The organism is Vibrio kyushuensis (genome assembly GCF_050337325.1).
GTDB classification, from domain to species: domain Bacteria; phylum Pseudomonadota; class Gammaproteobacteria; order Enterobacterales; family Vibrionaceae; genus Vibrio; species Vibrio kyushuensis.
Map to the genome: position 1 here is coordinate 114,423 of NZ_JAKJSV010000003.1, position 17,542 is coordinate 131,964.

A 17,542-nucleotide genomic window follows, 5' to 3' on the forward strand; every position below is an offset into this window, starting at 1 on the left:
TATCCTTATTGACCCATCTGCAGCGTTCGCAGCAGCATTTGTTTACTTGCATCCGCTACTTGCACATTCGTTTGGTATGAACGAGAAGCAGAAATCATGTTTGCCATTTCTTCCATTACGTTGACGTTTGGCTTATAGATATAGCCTTCGTCGTTTGCTAATGGATGATCAGGGTTATATTCAGCATCCAGCGGTTTATCACTTTCAACAATACCCATTACTTTCACCGGCACAGTATGATCGCGGTTATAACGTGCCTTACTTAACTCTGCACCAAACACTGCGTGACGTGCTTTATACGTATCTTTTGCTGAGCTAGAGATACTGTCCGCATTGGCAAGGTTACTAGAAGTTGTATTTAGGCGAACGGATTCAGCGCTCATCGCAGAACCTGTCACATTGAATACATTGAATAAACTCATCTAGTTACTCCCCTTGATTGCTTTTGTTAAGTTCTTGAATTTACTTCCTAAGAAGTCGAGTGACGCTTGGTGTCTGATTTGATTTTGCATAAACAAATTACGCTCTAAATCTACATCTACCGTATTACCATCACCGGTATCAGGTTGTGTTGGAATGCGATATAAGCTTTCCCCTGTCACCTTTGTTGAGGCAGAGATATGCCGACTATCTGTACGACTAAGACCAATACTTGCCCCCGACGTTGCCGCCTGCAGTGCTTTATTGAAATCCATTCCTTTTGATTTAAACCCAGGTGTGTTCGCTTGTGCGATATTGGTAGAAATCACCTCAGCATTGCGCTCACGGACGCCAACGGTGTGTTGGTGAATACCTAAAGCATTGTCAAAAGAAATAGCCATAATTGCCTCAACTCAAAGAACTGACTGTTACTACTAAGATTAAAAGCAATTTGTATACCAACTTTAAAGGTGCTTCTACAATTTACTTAAATCCTAACTACCTTTGGTGCAAAAACCGTTTGTAAGAAAGGCTTTGCAATTAACAGACCGCATAATGTGTATCAGCATTAGTTGGTCCGAATAAGATTTGGAATGTCTCACTTAAAATATAACACATCAGGAAAATAGGAAGTAGAAACGAAGTGGAGAGAAGATAAACAAAAGAGGTAAAGTAAAGTTCAAAGTTAGATAAAAGATAAGGCTCGATATAAGAAAGCCCAGTTAAAAAACTGGGCTTCGTAGTAAATAGTCAACACTACTTCAACTTATAAATGATGCCCGGATTACAACGCACCATTTCAAAACGGTCAGTTAAGCCAGTCAGTGACTCAGAGGCACCTAACAACAAGTAGCCTCCTGGGTTTAAGCTATTCGCCATCTGATTAAGTACTTGTGATTTCATATCCGGTGAAAAGTAAATTAATACATTTCGGCAAAATATGATGTCAAACTTACCAATGAGCGCGTAGCTTTCCATTAAGTTTTGCGGGCGAAAATTTACCAATCGCTTTACGTTATCTTTTACTTTCATGCGACCATCACCAGCGTCTTCAAAGAAAGTACGGCGACGCTCTGGTGATAGGCCTCGACCAAGTGCCAAGTTGTCGTAGACACCAGCACGACACATATCGAGCATAGTCGCTGAAATATCCGTTGCGGTAATGGCAACATTTGGCAGCATGCCAGGCTTACGTTGCTGAGTTTCCAAAATGGTCATTGCCATAGAATAAGGTTCTTGCCCAGATGAACTAGCCGCTGACCAAATTTTAATCGGCCTCTTATTAGCGGCAACTTCCGGCAACAATTTTTCAGACAACACAGCGAACGGATAAGTATCACGAAACCATAGGGTTTCGTTTGTCGTCATCGCATCAACAGCGGCAACACGCAAATCTCGATTTCGCCCAGTAACGACATCACGTAATAGGTCAGACAGTGAGCCAACACTAAACTTAGTCACTAAAGGGCTAAGACGGCTTCTCACTAGGTATTGCTTGCTATCGCCTAAAACGATACCACACTGAGATTCCAAAAAGCGGCTGAAATCACGATACTCTTGATCGCTTATTGTTATCGCTGTCATTAATATCTCTTTTATTTTGTTAGTGCAGTTTTAACCGCATTACCCAATTCATCTGGGTTAAACTTAGCGATAAATGCATTAGCACCCACCCGCTCAACCATCGCTTGGTTAAAGACACCACTTAACGATGAGTGTAAAATCACATACAGATCTTTAAGGTCAGGGTTACGGCGAACTTCGGCCGTTAGGGTGTAACCATCCATCTCTGGCATTTCGATATCTGAAATAACCAAGGAAATTTGATCATAAATACTTCCCTCAGCGGCCATTTCTACAAGCTTATCATACGCTTCTTTACCATCTTTAACAGATACAGCTTCAAAACCTATTGAAACAATAGCCCTTTCAACCTGCTTACGTGCAACAGTTGAATCATCGGCAATGAGAATTCTACGTACAATCTCTTTTTCTGCTTCAGCTTCGGCAATATCTTGACCAATGGATTCATCCATTTGCTCATCAACTGGCGCGATTTCTGCAAGAATTTTCTCAACATCAAGGATCTCAACAAGTTCATTGTCGATATTGGTAACGGCAGTTAAGTAGTTTGCCTTACCCGCACCATCTGGTGGCGGTAAAATCGACTCCCAGTGCATATTAATAATGCGCTCGACTGAGCTAACAAGGAAGCCTTGAATAGTACGATTAAATTCAGAAATAACAACGAAGCACTTATCGATATCCGTCGTTGGTCTTCCACCAATAGCGAGACTTAAGTCGATAACAGAAATGGTTTGACCACGGATATGAGCAACCCCCTTAACCAGAGGGTGTAAATTTGGCATTGAAGTAAGTTTCGGACACTGAAGGACCTCTTTTACTTTGAATACGTTAATACCATAACGTTGACGTCCCATTAGTCTGAACGTCAGTAGTTCCAATCGGTTTTGACCGACAAGTTGTGTACGCTGATTCACTGAATCAAGAATACCGGTCATAAGCTCATCTCCATATCAAACTTTTATCCCAAAAAGTGTTAGTCTACTGCAGGCTATGTAAAACCAGAGAAACAGAATGATATATTCTAAATCACATTGGTATTTAGTTACCATAACTAAGTGTAGAGCTTTCTATACATTTTATTGCAAGTCTATCTGCTTTTTATTGGTTTTATTTAGTTTTTTTGCTCAATCAGCGACAAATGAACAAATTGGGGCCATACAACAAAGTGCCGAAAATTATATACTTAATCATATAGAACGACCTGCTGGAGGCGAATTACAAGTATCTGCAGCAAATATTGACTCTCGAGTTTTTGCCACTGATTGCCCTACCCCTTTGCAGACTTCCTCTTCTACACTCAACAGCCAATCTAGCAACATCACCGTTTTAGTCGAGTGCCAAGAAGATAACTGGAGGCTCTACGTTCCCGTCAGGCTGACGACACTTGGCCCACAAGTCACGCTAGCTTCGCCACTAAACCGAGGCCAAATTATCACCGCTAATGATGTAACTATTAGTATGGTAGACCTACACCGTTTTCGTCGGCAAGGTTTTTCCTCTGTAAATATGGTCGTTGGGGCAAAAGTAAAAAGAAACCTTAATGTTGGCAGTGTTATTCAAGATCGGGATATTTGTGTCGTTTGTAGAAATGAAACAGTCATGATAAAGGCAAATAAAGGCGGGATGACGATCACAACCAGAGGTACCGCTCTATCAGATGGCGCAGCTGGGGAGCAGATTAGGGTGAAAAATACCAAATCCAACCGTATAATTGAAGGAAGAGTAACCGGAATCGGTGAGGTTACGGTTCAATTCTAGTCACGTTTAAATGTTTTTCCCTTTTAAAGGTGTAAAAGTACTAAAGTAATTGTGATGATAGTCGATAGTGACTGTACAGGTTCTTATTTAAAAAAAGGCTAACATATGGCAGGTATAGATAACATACGAAGCGGGCATACGATGACATCGTCAACGCGCAACGCTAATCGTACTGAATCTAATGCATCGAGCAGGACAGAATCTACCGATAAATCGAGTGGTTCTAAACAAGACGCAGTTTCTCTTAGTAAGCAAGGTAAAGAGATCGGTGAGATGCACAATCAAATGGCAACACAGCCCAGTTTTGACTCAGCAAAAGTAGCTGCAATTAAAGAAGCGATTGCGAATGGCTCATATACCGTTGATTCAGAAAAACTGGCAGACAATATGATCAAGTTTGAAAAAGAGCTTGGCGGTTTTTAATGAATAGTATTTTATAAACCCTGTTCAAACTAATCGTTTAAAATTTGGTTTATAGAGTTATTGGCAAGAGACACTAGAATATGGCAGCACTCGCGAGTTTGGTCGAATTCCAACTAAAAAATGCAAATGACCTGTCAGCGCTACTTTCACTAGAAAAAGTGGCTATTACTCAACGCGTCTCAACCGATATAGAACAATTAGCAAAAGAGAAAGTCACCTTAATAAATCAATTGCAGCAAACGGATCAACGTATAAGTACTCATCCAGATGTTTCTAGCCTTACAGAAGATGAGCACTTAAAACAGATCGTTAGTCAAATTCGCTCCATTATTCATGACTGTCAAGAAGCTAACCTAGTTAATGGCGAGGCACTGCAACGTGCTCAACTAAGCTATAACAAACTTAATAACATGATGCAGCAAAGTCACGGTAAAATAGGCATGACCTATAATGCAGGCGGCCAAACCCACACCCTTTCAACATTAGGCACGAATATTAAGGCTTAATAGCTATTTGCCCACTAAGTAGCTATCTGCTCACTAAGTGGCTATTTGCTCACCTAGTTGCCTATTTCGTTGATTAGCGACTTAGCTTGCCTCTAAACGTCAGACACAAAAAAACGGCAATTAACATTGCCGTTTTTTAATGCCATCAATAGACTCATATTTGATCAAAGCTATAGCGCTTCATGTCTGGAGAACAATCTAACAATAAATAGTACTTTAATACTTTAGAAAAGAGTCTGCTGTCTTTTTTCTGGCACTTGCTGGACATCACCGTAGCTTCTAAGCTGATCCATTTTTTCAATATCAAGCCTTAACTCAGTCACGTAACTATCACCGACTTTATAGCTTCTCACGACTTCCGCACCACGGATAACACCATCTACAGCACCAGATGTGCGCTCTGTGCCTAAACGCTGATCTTTAAGATCGGCTCGTCCACTAACTCGCATACCATAGACCTGTTCAGCTAGCTCTCTATAAGCATCAATTTTCGATGCTCGCATGGCACGGACTTGCTTCTCTTCGGCATTCGTCCCTTTTTGCTCACCAATACTGGCATAACCGACTGCTGTTAACCAATGGTCATCGCGCATGCTCTGTAGGGGCTGACAACCAACCATCATCAATGCCGTAAGCATTATTATCCATTTACTCATGATCAGCTCCTAAGGGCGTAATATCACAGTATGTGATGACGTCATCGTTGGGTCAGAACGAATCAGCACACCGTCTTCTGTTCGCATTGAATTCAACGTATCAAGATCTCGACCAATACGATCCGCAGGTAAGAAGCCTTGCGCAGTGGCAACAACCACTCGTGACTGCATACCAACGACTCTGGCATTGACTAGAACTCCGCCCTCTTGTCTCAACATAGTGCCAGTGAGGATGTATTGAATCTCCTGCTCTTGAGCGAGATCTTTCCAATCTCGACTAAATGCAAAGTCACCTTGCTGTGTCACTTGGATTGATCCTGTTGTTTTGAAATCAACAACTTTAAACCCGCGACGTTGGAACTGATGAATAAATCCTTCGGAAACCGAATTACCTAACCAGTTCGTTGTGTCCATATTCTGTAAATCGACAAACGATGTCACCGCAATAGGGGTTCGTGCCGATACACTAGTATTTGATATAACGAGGTCATCAGTCATACTCTCAACGAAAAAGTCCATCGTATGACGTGGGCTTTCCATCAACATAAACTGAGAACCAGAATAGGGTTCTTTACCATTATAAATTGGGCCGTAGGCACAGGCGGTCAAAAATACCACAGGTGCTAGCAATAACCATTTTTTCATTATCTTAATCTCCAGATATACTAAGGCCTTGAAATGTTCGCTATTCAGAACTCAATGAACTTCTTCATTAATACATTCTGCAATTCATAAAAAGTGGAACATTCCTTGCTTTTCTAACTCTGCTACGAAAAAGAAAGGCAACACCTAAATCAGCTAGTAAATAAAGTGCAATATTTATACCCAAACGGCGAATTACAATGAAAAAAAACATTATTCTTATATTTTCAATGCTTTACTCGTTGATGCTTCCAGCAACAGTACATGCAGCATGGTATGAAGTGACCGGGGTATCTACCGTTGTCTCATCGGAAGAGGTGGCGAGAGTTCATGCGCTAGAAGACGCCATTTTTAAGGCGGTAAGCTTTTCAGGGGCAGATATAGGCAGTATTAGTAATCTAAGGCCCTTTTTAGAAAGCAGTAAGAAAGAGTATCAATTCACAAACCATGAAGTACGTTACGTTTTAGTTGAAGAGCAACGAGTTAGAAAAAATGTCATGTTTGTTCGTGCCCGGATTGATATATACCCATCGGCAACAGGTTGCCATGTTAGCCAATATAAGAAGACATTTTTAGTCGGCAACATTGATCTTGCCGCTCCCCAACAAGCGGTCATGGGGCAAATATATCGTGTTGGTGATGATTTTGCCCATGTCATTAATCGTCAGCTTGATCAAGAGTCTTCAAGCTTCGTTTCTGTTGGTACAACCGACTATGAGATCAGCAAACGCTTCCCAGAACGTTTGAAAATGATCGCTCAAGACACCGGTGCTCAATACATTCTTGGTGGTGTAATCACAGATCTAACAGCAACGGTTGAGAAAAACTTAATACGGGACGATGTAATAAACCGTCAGTTTGCACTAGAAATGCAAATATTCGATGGAAAAACAGGTCATGAAGTTTATAACCGAAATTATCGAGAAGTGGCTAAGTGGCCTTTCGCGAAAACAAGTCAAATAGATACCAAGAGTGCTCGTTTTTGGGCCTCTACCTATGGTGAGATGATGCTTCGTGTAAGCCGTAATATCATGCTGGATTTAGAGTCTGAAGTGTCATGCAAAATCAGTTTACCTGAAGTTGTTGCTCGCTTTGGTAATTTAGTCACCATCGATTTGGGCCGTTTACATGGTGTGCAAGAGGGAGATCAATTGCAACTTTGGCACACTGGGTCCTTCATTGACCAAAATGGCTTACCTAGAAATAAGGTCTCACAAAGCGATATTACTTTGACGGTATCACGAGTCTATGAGCACGAAGCTGAGCTGAAAATTGATCAACAAGAGTTAGCTGGCAGTATTCAAATTGGTGATGTTATGCACAAAATATTATAAGACTGTGTTGTCTACACCATAAACCAACCCTAGAACATGCTCTCTTGGCACAGCCGGATAGCGCAGCCCCCTCCTAAGGGGCAGGTCGTAGGTTCAAATCCTACAGAGAGCGCCAAATAAAACAATGCCTTAGTAGCTTATGTTACTGAGGCATTTTTATTCCTTATAAAATCCTCACACTGCTCTGATTTTAGCAACTATGATTGAAGTAGACTGTTTAACAATTCGCTAAGGTATTTACTGTACAGCAGCCACCAACATTACAACTAATCATAAGATAATGAAGAAAAGCAATCTAATTACGAATACTGGCCACCGCTTTATCTCAAAAGCCAAGACAGCGTATAAAATTCATATCCACGCCCCCGACGATTCTGTTCTACATCGCTCTGTTGGGTATGTTCGCATTGGTGAGAAGAAAGGCCTGAAGAAAGCGATTAAGCTTCGCAATGAACTCGGCAGTGAGATGTGGGGGAAGTTTTGGCGTCGCTTGCTTAAAGACCCCTACTTAATGACTCGCTTACCACACTCCGTAGAGCCTAAGATTATTTTCAAGCCTCGCCCGACACGAGATGAACCAAATAAAAAAGATGAGTGTTATATTGCCGCTTGGCGCACTTATGACAGTGATGGGAAGTTAGTTTATCGAAGTGTTGTCTGCTCTATCAGTAAGCATGGCCGCTTAGGCGCTTACAGCAAGACCAAAAAAGCTCTGCTCGAGGCTAATAAAGGTAATCTTGAGATATTGGAGTTTATGGGACGCTTAAACAGTATCGACTTAAAGTAATCAGTGTTGTTTTCTTCCATAAACAAAAAACCGCAATCTTTTCAGACTGCGGTTCTATTATTCAATAAGACAGACTTATTGAGCGTTAGCTTCACGCTCGGCAATGAACGCTAGCGCCATCTTGATGCGAGCAATTACACGCTCTTTACCGATAAGCTCGATAACAGCATCAACCGATGGAGATTGTCCACCGCCAGTTACTGCGACACGAAGTGGCATGCCGATTTTACCCATGCCGATCTCTAGCTCTTCACATACCGCAGCAATCACACCTTCTTTGATGTTCACTGTTGTAAACTCTTCAAGTGCTTCAACTTTAGCTAGTGCTAACTCTAGTGGACCTTTAGCAACACCACGTAGATGCTTCTTCGCTGCGCCAGCTTCAAACTGAGAGAAGTCTTCGTAGAAATAACGTGATTGTTCTGCAAGTTCTATAAGCGTATTACAACGCTCACCAACTAGCTTGATAACTTCTGTAATAGCAGGACCATTTGAGATGTCAATTTTCTGCTCATCTAAATGCCACTGCAGATATTCTGCAACGTATTCAGGCTCAGAAGTCTTAATGTAGTGATTGTTCAACCAAAGAAGCTTTTCAGTGTTGAATGCTGATGCCGACTTGCTGATTGCATCTAGCGTAAACAAGTTAATCATCTCTTCTTGAGAGAAAATCTCTTGGTCACCGTGAGACCAACCTAAGCGAACTAGGTAGTTATTAAGTGCATTTGGAAGGTAACCTTCATCACGGTATTGCATTACCGAAACAGCGCCGTGACGCTTAGAAAGCTTCGCGCCATCGTCACCAAGGATCATTGCACAGTGAGCAAACGTTGGAACAGGTGCGCCTAGTGCTTCGTAGATGTTAATTTGACGAGGAGTGTTGTTAATGTGGTCTTCACCACGAACAACGTGTGTGATACCCATATCCCAGTCATCAACAACAACAACGAAGTTATAAGTCGGTGCACCATCGGTACGACGAATGATCAAATCATCCAGTTGGCTGTTAGCGATTTCAATACGGCCACGAATTTGATCTTCAAATACGACACTGCCTTCTTTCGGGTTACGGAAGCGGATAACACAAGCATCGTCTTCGCTTGCTGCTTCATTCGCCGCAATCACTTTCGGGTGACTAGCATCGTAGCGAGCCATCTCTTTATTCGCTTCTTGCTCAGCACGGATTTCATCTAACAACTCTTTCGATGCGTAACACTTGTACGCTTTGTCATTAGCAAGAAGTGTATCAACCATTTCGTTGTAACGGTCAAAGCGCTTTGATTGGTAGTAAGGGCCTTCATTCCACTCTAAACCCATCCACGTCATGCCTTCCAAGATCGCATCAACTGCTTCTTGAGAGTTACGCTCTAAGTCAGTGTCTTCAATACGCAGTACGAATTCACCGCCCTGGTTTTTAGCGAAAAGCCAAGAGTAAAGTGCAGTACGAGCACCACCAACATGAAGATAGCCTGTAGGGCTAGGAGCAAAACGCGTTTTAACCGTCATTTAAAATACCTTTATTAAAGACTCAAGCTGAATCATTCAGCGTGAGCTAAATTTTGTGCGTATTCTATCACTCCAATATCAGTAACTACAATGATGCTTATACATCAATGTCGGCTTTTATCCTCAGGGCTAATGAAGCGATTGAAACCACGCTCAACTTCATAGCGGAATTGTGGTTCAGTCTGATACCCCGAACACTGTTCTTGGTATCGGTTTCCTTTTAAGCCCCATTGAAAGGCATTATTTACATCACAGAAGCTATCCTTTCCAACCTTATACCCTATTTTATATTCAGCATACTGTTGCTCAGTTAAACCCTTATTGCCTTCAAACTCAGTTAACTCATCAAATGTAAGCTGAAGCTCTCCTCTATTTGCTGTTCTTTCACCAATATTTGTATAACTCAATGAACCAGTCGACGAACAACCACTAAGAACAGAAACCAATACTAATATTTTTAGTAACTTCATTTTATCTCCAAAAAGAAGAAAAGCCCCAGATTAGTGGGGCTTTGCATTACGGTAAATTATTTAATTGATAGAGGAATAACCAGAGTAACTTTCAGGTCATTCTCATCTTGGAATGCATTTGAGTAGCCAGTCCAGTTTGGAGCATCTGAATCATTCACGTACTTAGTGAAGTACATGCCTAGGTTAGCACCCTGAAGCGCACCACTTTGAATAGCGTAGTTCGCAAAGACACTTCCTGAGTATTCTACTAGCTCGTCATAACCAGCTGCTTTTGCACCAAATGCATAAACTCCGTTGAAACCAGCGCTGAAGCCTTGAGCACCAATATCAGAGAAGTCGCGGCTTAACTGACCAAAGAAGCCGATTTCACCATCGTGGTTAAAGTCAGAACGGTTATTCCACCAAATATCGTACGCACCGTTTGAACCACCGTATGCTTCAGTCAAGCGGTAAGCAAAGTTTCCAGTGTGCCCGCGAGTATCAGATGAATCAGCAGAGGTATACGTACCTTCCATACGGAAGTTATATTGGCCTACAGATTTAGAAGATAGGAACGCGAACTGATATGCAGTGCTATCATACTGGTCTTCATCATCCATAATGTAAACTTGTGGAGATAGATACCAACCGCCGGCTGTATTATGCTTTAATTTAACGTGAGCATTTTTACGGTCACCATCAGTAAGTCCTGCATAAGCAACATCTAACATGGTACCGTTGGCAATAGTGTAGTGCGCACCAATAGAGTATGCATCACCCGCATCTTTATTCTGTCCATCACGGAACTCGTAGCTATCTTTGAACCATGGCGCACGGTATTCATTCGCATAAACAACACCTAGAGCAAGATCACCGAACGTCGCTCCAATTTCACCACCCGTGTAAGTACCAGCAGCAAATGACCAGTTCACACCCATAGCAGTAGGAACGCTAGGTTGGAAGTAACCAGCTTTCGCAGTTACAGAATCACCAAACTTAAACTTTAAAGCTGCTGTTTGAATTGCTGCACCATTATCAGTACAACCTGAATCCCACATATTCCCCTCGCCTTCAATTGACGAACAACCACTGCTACCTGTAGGGGTCATATCATATGGGTTATTTACACCCCAGAAGTTCATTTCATGATCTGGAGATGCATTGTTATATAGGTCAAATGTCGAGTAGACATTAAGATCTAGACCGACAGTATCGGCCACATAACCAGAGTTAAAACCTAAAGATAGATACATTGAACCATGATCTAAATTAGGTGTTTTGCCAGTACTATTGCCGTTTTCATCAACGTCACCACGCGTACGGTCTCGCATCCAAAATGCGACTGTACCAGATACTGTTGAGTCATCGAAAAATTCATTTGATAGTGAAGCGTACTCAGGGCCAACTGGGTCTGCTGCAAAAGCCGCTCCGCTTAACATTATGGTTGATACCGCTGCGCCTACTAGAGACTTCTTAAATATAGTTTTCATTGCTATTAACCCTTTCCCAATAAATAGGAGTTTTATTTATAATTTTGTTTTCAATGGTCGGAACTACTGGACTAGATAGTTGCCTAACATTGCGCTGCTTTTCATGGACAGGGCAAATATTGCAAACTTTTTTTCCTATAAAAAATAAAGCAATTTTTTATTCGACACACTTCAAATCAAAATTACACAAAAAAACATAAACCGCTTACTATCAATTAGTTACAAGGAAATATAAAACCATTAATTTGCCTTTACAATGAGCTACAGCACGCAAGATCACACAAAATTACCAAAATACGACTCGTCAACCGATCTAAATCACATCGTTTTTTGTTATTTATTTAGCGTTTTATATTCACCGAGTTGAAACGTTGACCTTGATCTCATATCAATAATTCACGCCCTGACAGTAAGATGACATTTCAGTGGTGATAGCATGATGCAAGTTTTAAACATCTTGCCACTTGACCTTCCCCTTAAGTTAAGGTTTATGCTTATTTTCAGTGATAGAAAGTGAGGATGTTGGGATGAATCGGTATCAAATACCCTTAATCGGTTTAAACTGTCTCGGTTGCGCTCGAAAAGTTGAGCAAGCTATAGCGGAAGAGCACCAAATTATTACCCATGAACTGACAAAGGACCTGATCACTCTTGAATCAGAAGCGTCATACCGTCAACTCGAAGCTATTATTCAAACTCTAGGTTATCAAGCGGGACAACAGCTGTATTATAAGTTGTCAGGTCTAAGCTGTGGACGTTGTGTAGGAAAACTCAATCAACTGCTTGAACGGCAAAATACCATCGCTGAATTCTCAGTCACCAAAGATCAACTCACTGTTAATTCGATTACAAAGAGCAGTGAGGTACAATCGCTAGTTTCTTCACTTGGATTCAGTGCTCAACAGATAGAGAATGCGGTACAAGCTAACGAAACCAGCGTGGGAAAAAGCAGCGGAGAGGCTCACTCTGGCGAAGATATAAATAAGCCTTCAAATAAAACGGTACCGGAAGCAATCAAACAAGCCTCTACACACCACTTCGATTCTATTCATCTCTCCCTTACCGGAATGACCTGTGCAAGTTGTGTATCCTCTGTTGAAAAATCGCTCCACTCAGTAAGCTTCGTTGAACAAGTACAGGTTAATCTTGCAGAGCAAAGCGCCATTATCGAAGTGTCAGACTCTTCTAATTCCACTCAAAAAGCCATTATTCTTGCTATTAAACAAGCTGGATACGACGCTGAAGTTATTGATGACCCACTCTCAGCTCAAGAGAAACAGAAACTTCACCTAGAGCAATCAAAGCAAATCCATAAAAACGCATCCTTCTATGCTCTGTTAATTGGTGGGCCTTTAATGATTTGGGGCATGCTTGGTGGGAATATGATGATTCGCTCAGTTGGCGATCAGATTGTTTGGGGAGCAATTGGCCTTTTATGCCTGCTCTTAATGGCGACTTCTGGCCGTTCTTTCTATGTTAATGCTTATAAAGCCCTCACTCACCGTCGTGCAACCATGGACAGTTTGGTCTCTTTAGGTACAGGTGCTGCTTGGCTTTATTCAATGCTGATGGTGTTGGTGCCGTTTTGGTTTCCTGAAAATGCTCGGCACGTCTATTTCGAAGCGACTGCGATGATTCTTGGTTTAATCTCTCTAGGTCACTATATAGAAGCAAAGGCAAAAGCCAAAACCACACAATCTCTGCAAGCATTGATTAACCTTCAGCCACAAACCGCCACACTGATAACCGAAAAAGGTGATGAGAGTATTGTAGTGGAAGCGATTCAAAAAGGCATGGTATTAAGGATTCGCCCCGGTGAAAAAATACCGGTTGATGGCATCGTGCTTAGTGGTGAGTCCTATTTAGATGAAGCAATGTTAACTGGCGAGTCGATTCCGGTATTAAAACAGATTAACGATAATGTATCGGCCGGCACTTTGAACCAAGATGGTAGTTTAACCATATCGGCAACAGGTGTTGGCTCAGACACTATGCTTGCTCGAATCATTCAACTGGTTCGCCGAGCACAAAGCAGTAAGCCAGAAATCGCCAAACTTGCCGATCAAATCTCCTCGATTTTCGTACCGGTTGTCATCGCCATTGCATTAGTTGCAGTCTCTATGTGGTACTTTTTGGGCCCTGAACCAAAACTAAGCTACATGCTCATTGTCGCGACGACTGTCCTTATTATTGCTTGCCCTTGTGCACTTGGGCTTGCAACGCCACTGTCCGTGACCGTTGGAGTTGGAAAAGCAGCCGAAATGGGAATATTAATTCGAGATGCTGATGTTCTTCAAACCGCAAGCAAAATTACCACAGTAGTATTTGATAAAACGGGAACGTTGACACAAGGTACTCCGGAGGTTCAAAAACTGTTTGCCTTTGGTGTGACAGAACGTGAACTGCTTCAAAACGCCTACAGTGCAGAACGACACTCTGAACATCCACTGGCAAAATCCATCAGTAAACGAGCAACTGTTCTAAATATAACCGCTTTTGAGATTGAAAATTTCCAGAATCTAAAAGGAGAAGGGGTAACCGCCAAACTAAACAACCAATCACTGATTGTGGGTTCACTCTCTTATATAGAGTCACAGCAGATAAACATTGATGAGGCTAAAAGTGCTATCAAACAGTGCCAAGAGAGCGCTTGGACGCCAATAGCTGTTAGCCTAAATGATAAGCTCATTGGCGTTATCGCCCTTTCTGACTCTATTAAAGAAGATGCGAAAGCCGCGATTTCAGCACTAAAACAACAGCAGATAAAAACAGTAATGCTAACTGGTGATAACCAAGCTGTTGCTCGAGCGATTGCAACCGAACTGGGCATTGATAGTGTTATCTCACAAGTCCTGCCTGATGAAAAAGCGTTGCATATTACTCACCTTCAGGCAGATGGCAGTAAAGTGGCGATGGTTGGAGATGGTGTTAATGACGCACCAGCTCTTGCACAAGCTGATATGGGAATTGCAATGGGAAGTGGCAGTGATGTAGCGATTGAGAGCGCTCAAATGACACTTTTAAACTCCTCTCCCCTTGCTGTTGTTAATGCTATTGATCTATCTAAGGCGACCGTTCGCAATATCAAACAGAATCTTTTTGGTGCGTTTATTTATAACTCACTTGGTATCCCAATTGCCGCAGGTGTACTCTTCCCTGCCTTTGGGTTTTTATTGAGTCCCGTTGTTGCTGGCGCGGCAATGGCGCTTTCCTCAATTACCGTTGTTAGTAATGCAAATCGCTTACGACTATTTAAACCTAATTTCAAATCATAGAGGTCATTATGAAATTACAAACACTCACACTAGCACTTATCACAACTTTCTCTGCTAATGTCCTCGCTGCGGATGTTATTAATCATAAGTCGCCTTACTGTGGCTGCTGTGGTGACTGGACAACGCATATGGAAGAAGCCGGCTTTACTGTAAAAGAAGAGCTGCACGAGAATATGAACCCAATTAAAGAGAAGTTTGGTATTACGCCAAAGCTCGCTTCTTGTCATACCGCTAAGATTGATGGCTATGTATTTGAAGGGCATATACCGGCTGAAGATATCCATTCATTTTTAGAAAACCCACCGAAGAATGCCAAAGGTTTGGCGGTTCCGGGCATGCCAATGGGGTCTCCAGGTATGGAGTATGGCGATAAGCAAGACGCCTATTCTGTTTACGCGTTCAATGAACAAGGCCAAGTGTTTGAGTACCGTCACTACGAGGGCAAGTAATACTCTCTAATTTAAAATTCCATATAAACAAAAAGAGCCTAGCAATTGCTGGGCTCTTTTATTAGGACTTTAGTTTGGACAAACTAAACTTTAAAGCTTGATTAGAAGCCGTAAGCTGCACCAATTACGAATGCGTGGTTATCGATCTTAGAGCCAGTAGCGTCTTTAATACCGTTAGCTTGGCTGCGGTACTCTGCGTATGGTTGAACGCCTTTACGAGTCCAAGTTGCGCGAAGCTCGTGATCCATGCCGTCTTGCTTTTTAAAGCTAGAGCCATCCCAAGATTCATTGTTCGCAATTACATAAACGTTGTTGTAGCTTACTGCTACATCTTCGTTGATTGTGTAAGCAATGCGGTTATCCATGCGGTAATCAGTTTTAGCATCGCCTTCGTCAATGTGAGCACGAGTACGGTTGCTAATAGAGATACCGTTATCGAAGTTGTAACCGATTTTAACTAGTGGGCGGTACTGAACTGTATCACCTTCATGAATAAGGTGTTGGTAACCAGCAGCAACCCAAAGGTTGTCGTTGATTGAGAAAGATTGCTCACCACCAACAGTAACGTAAGGGTTAGAAGAAGAACCGTTTGAGTTAGCAACTGTACGTTCAGTTGTTAGTTCGCCAAGTTGAATGCCATCAAACTCTGTGTAAACAGTAAGGCCGCCAAACTGGTTATCAAATGTGTGGCCAGCTTCTAGTGTAGAAGTTGCTTTTGAACCGTGTAGGTCATCGCTGTGGAATTGCACGTTACCAGTAACGTAAGAAGAACCAGCGAATGCGCTTGAAGCGAAAGCAAGAGAAAGAGCGCTTAGAGCGATAATTTTTTTCATAATTAACTGCCTTTTTAAAATTGGGTTACGACTTTATTCTTGGTAAATCACTCACCATCAAGTCGTTAATTGGGGTTGCCTTCCTGGCTTGAGACAGATAGTGCATGATTTAATTCGCATTGAAAAATAAATTGTATTGATACGGTGATCCAGCTCACCATCTTGATGTGCGTCGCAAATTAAGACTAAGGAATCAATAAGTTACTAAGTTAAAAAAAGATATAAAAAAAAATGATGTGATATTGATCGTTAAATTGATGAGATAAATGACAGAAACAGCCTATTCGATCACACTCATTTTATCTGCTTTGACTGTTCTGAGAGTCTTTAATCACAATTACACTGCATTGATCACACTTTTAATGAGATCGCCTGTTTCTGATGGCTGTATCAATCCATACCCTTTCAATCATCAACTGTGTGATTATGTTCATTCCTTGGAATCTCATGCTTCTATCGTTATTCTTTCATCAGTCATAAAATTTCATTATTGGTGCCATATCATGCGTTTATTTTCTGCTGTTCTCTTACTTCTGTTGTTTAGTTCATTTGCAATCAGCGAGCCTCTTTACTGGTTAGCTAAGAAGGGAAATAAAGAGCTAATGATTTTAGGCTCAATTCATGTTGGAAACGAAAGCATGTACCCACTACCAGCAGCGGTTACTCAGTTTTTAGAAAGTAGTGAAGGGCTAATATTAGAAACCGATACACGAAAAACTAATGACATTGTCTACCCTACCAATAAATACCAAGTAAACGATCTTGTTAATGACGCTCAGCTGTTTCAATTAAAAATTATAAGTGAGGAGCTTGGGATCGCTGAATCGACCTTGCTCTCCCTCCCACCATGGAGCGCTGCTCTCGCTATCCAAATGGGCAAACTTAACCTACTAGGTTATGAACCAAGCCAAGGGGTTGATCATAAGCTGATGTACAAAGCTGTCTTGCAGGAAACGCCAATCATTGGCCTAGAACCAATGCAATTTCAAATCGATCTCATCGCGAACTTACCAAATGATGGAGAAGACCTCTTATTCGCTGCGTTAGATGAATATCATCAAAACGAGAAAATGACAGCTTGTCTTATAGATAGCTGGAAAGCTGGTGATACAGATAACTTGTTAGAATTTTCGACCACCAGTGAAATTTCCGATGACTTTATAAGAGTCTTTGTTACTGAACGAAATGAAGACTGGGCAAACAAGCTCGACAGCAGTGATTTCCTCGATGAAAACTCAGATCGATTCCTAGTTGTGGTGGGTGCGTTACATCTTGTTGGTGAAGGAAACTTAATCGACAAGCTACAAAACCGTGGATTTTCTATTAAGAAACTTTCCCATAGCCAACGCGTCGATTGTAACTTCACTTAGAGTCAACGAGCCTCCATGTACAGCCTAATCCTATAAATGTAGAGAAAGCCTCCTTTA

At 41.7% G+C, this 17,542-nt stretch carries 18 protein-coding genes and 1 tRNA gene; 9 read left to right on the forward strand and 10 right to left on the reverse strand.

The features are described from left to right. Positions 1-5: 5 nt before the first annotated feature. The 4 genes from flgC to L4D20_RS07050 all read right to left on the reverse strand — a co-directional run bounded on the left by flgC (position 6) and on the right by L4D20_RS07050 (position 2,942). The gene (gene flgC / locus L4D20_RS07035; protein WP_102403233.1) at positions 6-422 is read right to left on the reverse strand and encodes a flagellar basal body rod protein FlgC; all 417 of its coding nucleotides are present in this window, start codon (positions 420-422) and stop codon (positions 6-8) included. Beyond that, positions 423-821, reverse strand: a complete 399-nt coding sequence (gene flgB, locus L4D20_RS07040) for a flagellar basal body rod protein FlgB (protein ID WP_102403234.1) — start codon at positions 819-821, stop codon at positions 423-425. A 355-nt stretch (positions 822-1,176) separates the two neighbouring features. After that, positions 1,177-2,004: a protein-glutamate O-methyltransferase gene (locus L4D20_RS07045; RefSeq protein WP_428800876.1), complete on the reverse strand. Its 828-nt coding sequence runs from the start codon at positions 2,002-2,004 to the stop codon at positions 1,177-1,179. 11 nt (positions 2,005-2,015) lie between these two features. Further along, complete coding sequence (locus L4D20_RS07050) at positions 2,016-2,942, reverse strand: chemotaxis protein CheV (protein ID WP_428800877.1); 927 nt, start codon at positions 2,940-2,942, stop codon at positions 2,016-2,018. Between the two features lie 76 nt (positions 2,943-3,018). On the opposite strand from L4D20_RS07050, the gene flgA reads away from it, so the two are divergent. From flgA to L4D20_RS07065, 3 genes are all read left to right on the forward strand, one after another. After that, positions 3,019-3,765 carry a flagellar basal body P-ring formation chaperone FlgA gene (gene flgA / locus L4D20_RS07055; protein ID WP_428800878.1) on the forward strand — a complete coding sequence of 249 codons (747 nt, stop codon included), beginning with the start codon at positions 3,019-3,021 and terminating at the stop codon, positions 3,763-3,765. A 105-nt stretch (positions 3,766-3,870) separates the two neighbouring features. Then, entirely contained in the window at positions 3,871-4,188 is a 318-nt protein-coding gene (gene flgM, locus L4D20_RS07060) for a flagellar biosynthesis anti-sigma factor FlgM (RefSeq protein WP_428800879.1), read from the forward strand. 80 nt (positions 4,189-4,268) lie between these two features. Further along, on the forward strand, positions 4,269-4,694 hold the full coding sequence (locus tag L4D20_RS07065; RefSeq protein WP_428800880.1) for a flagella synthesis protein FlgN: 426 nt from the start codon (positions 4,269-4,271) through the stop codon (positions 4,692-4,694). A 224-nt stretch (positions 4,695-4,918) separates the two neighbouring features. On the opposite strand, the gene flgP is transcribed toward L4D20_RS07065, so the two are convergent. Then, positions 4,919-5,350 carry a flagellar assembly lipoprotein FlgP gene (gene flgP, locus L4D20_RS07070; RefSeq protein ID WP_428800881.1) on the reverse strand — a complete coding sequence of 144 codons (432 nt, stop codon included), beginning with the start codon at positions 5,348-5,350 and terminating at the stop codon, positions 4,919-4,921. A 9-nt stretch (positions 5,351-5,359) separates the two neighbouring features. Continuing rightward, positions 5,360-5,995 (reverse strand): FlgO family outer membrane protein, encoded by a 636-nt coding sequence (locus L4D20_RS07075; protein WP_428800882.1) that lies wholly within the window; start codon positions 5,993-5,995, stop codon positions 5,360-5,362. A gap of 197 nt (positions 5,996-6,192) precedes the next feature. Here L4D20_RS07075 and L4D20_RS07080 point away from each other — a divergent pair, with 197 nt between their 5' ends. From L4D20_RS07080 to L4D20_RS07090, 3 genes are all read left to right on the forward strand, one after another. Continuing rightward, a complete protein-coding gene (locus L4D20_RS07080) occupies positions 6,193-7,326 on the forward strand; it encodes a flagellar assembly protein FlgT (protein WP_428800883.1) in 1,134 nt (377 codons plus the stop codon). A gap of 38 nt (positions 7,327-7,364) precedes the next feature. Then, positions 7,365-7,441: transfer RNA gene (locus tag L4D20_RS07085), tRNA-Arg, on the forward strand. A 165-nt stretch (positions 7,442-7,606) separates the two neighbouring features. Further along, positions 7,607-8,113: a Fe3+-citrate ABC transporter substrate-binding protein gene (locus L4D20_RS07090; RefSeq protein WP_428800884.1), complete on the forward strand. Its 507-nt coding sequence runs from the start codon at positions 7,607-7,609 to the stop codon at positions 8,111-8,113. A gap of 75 nt (positions 8,114-8,188) precedes the next feature. Here the strand turns inward: L4D20_RS07090 and gltX are convergent, their stop codons facing one another. The 3 genes from gltX to L4D20_RS07105 all read right to left on the reverse strand — a co-directional run bounded on the left by gltX (position 8,189) and on the right by L4D20_RS07105 (position 11,558). Next, complete coding sequence (gene gltX / locus L4D20_RS07095) at positions 8,189-9,619, reverse strand: glutamate--tRNA ligase (RefSeq protein WP_428800885.1); 1,431 nt, start codon at positions 9,617-9,619, stop codon at positions 8,189-8,191. Positions 9,620-9,723: 104 nt separating this feature from the next. After that, positions 9,724-10,089 (reverse strand): DUF2799 domain-containing protein, encoded by a 366-nt coding sequence (locus L4D20_RS07100; protein WP_428800886.1) that lies wholly within the window; start codon positions 10,087-10,089, stop codon positions 9,724-9,726. A 56-nt stretch (positions 10,090-10,145) separates the two neighbouring features. Further along, on the reverse strand, positions 10,146-11,558 hold the full coding sequence (locus L4D20_RS07105) for a multidrug transporter (RefSeq protein WP_428800887.1): 1,413 nt from the start codon (positions 11,556-11,558) through the stop codon (positions 10,146-10,148). Between the two features lie 527 nt (positions 11,559-12,085). On the opposite strand from L4D20_RS07105, the gene L4D20_RS07110 reads away from it, so the two are divergent. Together L4D20_RS07110 and L4D20_RS07115 are read left to right on the forward strand one after the other, a co-directional pair. Then, positions 12,086-14,833, forward strand: a complete 2,748-nt coding sequence (locus L4D20_RS07110; protein ID WP_428800888.1) for a heavy metal translocating P-type ATPase — start codon at positions 12,086-12,088, stop codon at positions 14,831-14,833. Between the two features lie 8 nt (positions 14,834-14,841). After that, positions 14,842-15,282, forward strand: coding sequence for a DUF411 domain-containing protein (locus L4D20_RS07115; protein ID WP_428800889.1), 441 nt, complete (start codon positions 14,842-14,844; stop codon positions 15,280-15,282). Positions 15,283-15,383: 101 nt separating this feature from the next. On the opposite strand, the gene L4D20_RS07120 is transcribed toward L4D20_RS07115, so the two are convergent. Further along, a complete protein-coding gene (locus L4D20_RS07120; protein WP_428800890.1) occupies positions 15,384-16,115 on the reverse strand; it encodes an oligogalacturonate-specific porin KdgM family protein in 732 nt (243 codons plus the stop codon). 503 nt (positions 16,116-16,618) lie between these two features. On the opposite strand from L4D20_RS07120, the gene L4D20_RS07125 reads away from it, so the two are divergent. Continuing rightward, complete coding sequence (locus L4D20_RS07125; protein ID WP_428800891.1) at positions 16,619-17,485, forward strand: TraB/GumN family protein; 867 nt, start codon at positions 16,619-16,621, stop codon at positions 17,483-17,485. Positions 17,486-17,542: the final 57 nt, after the last annotated feature.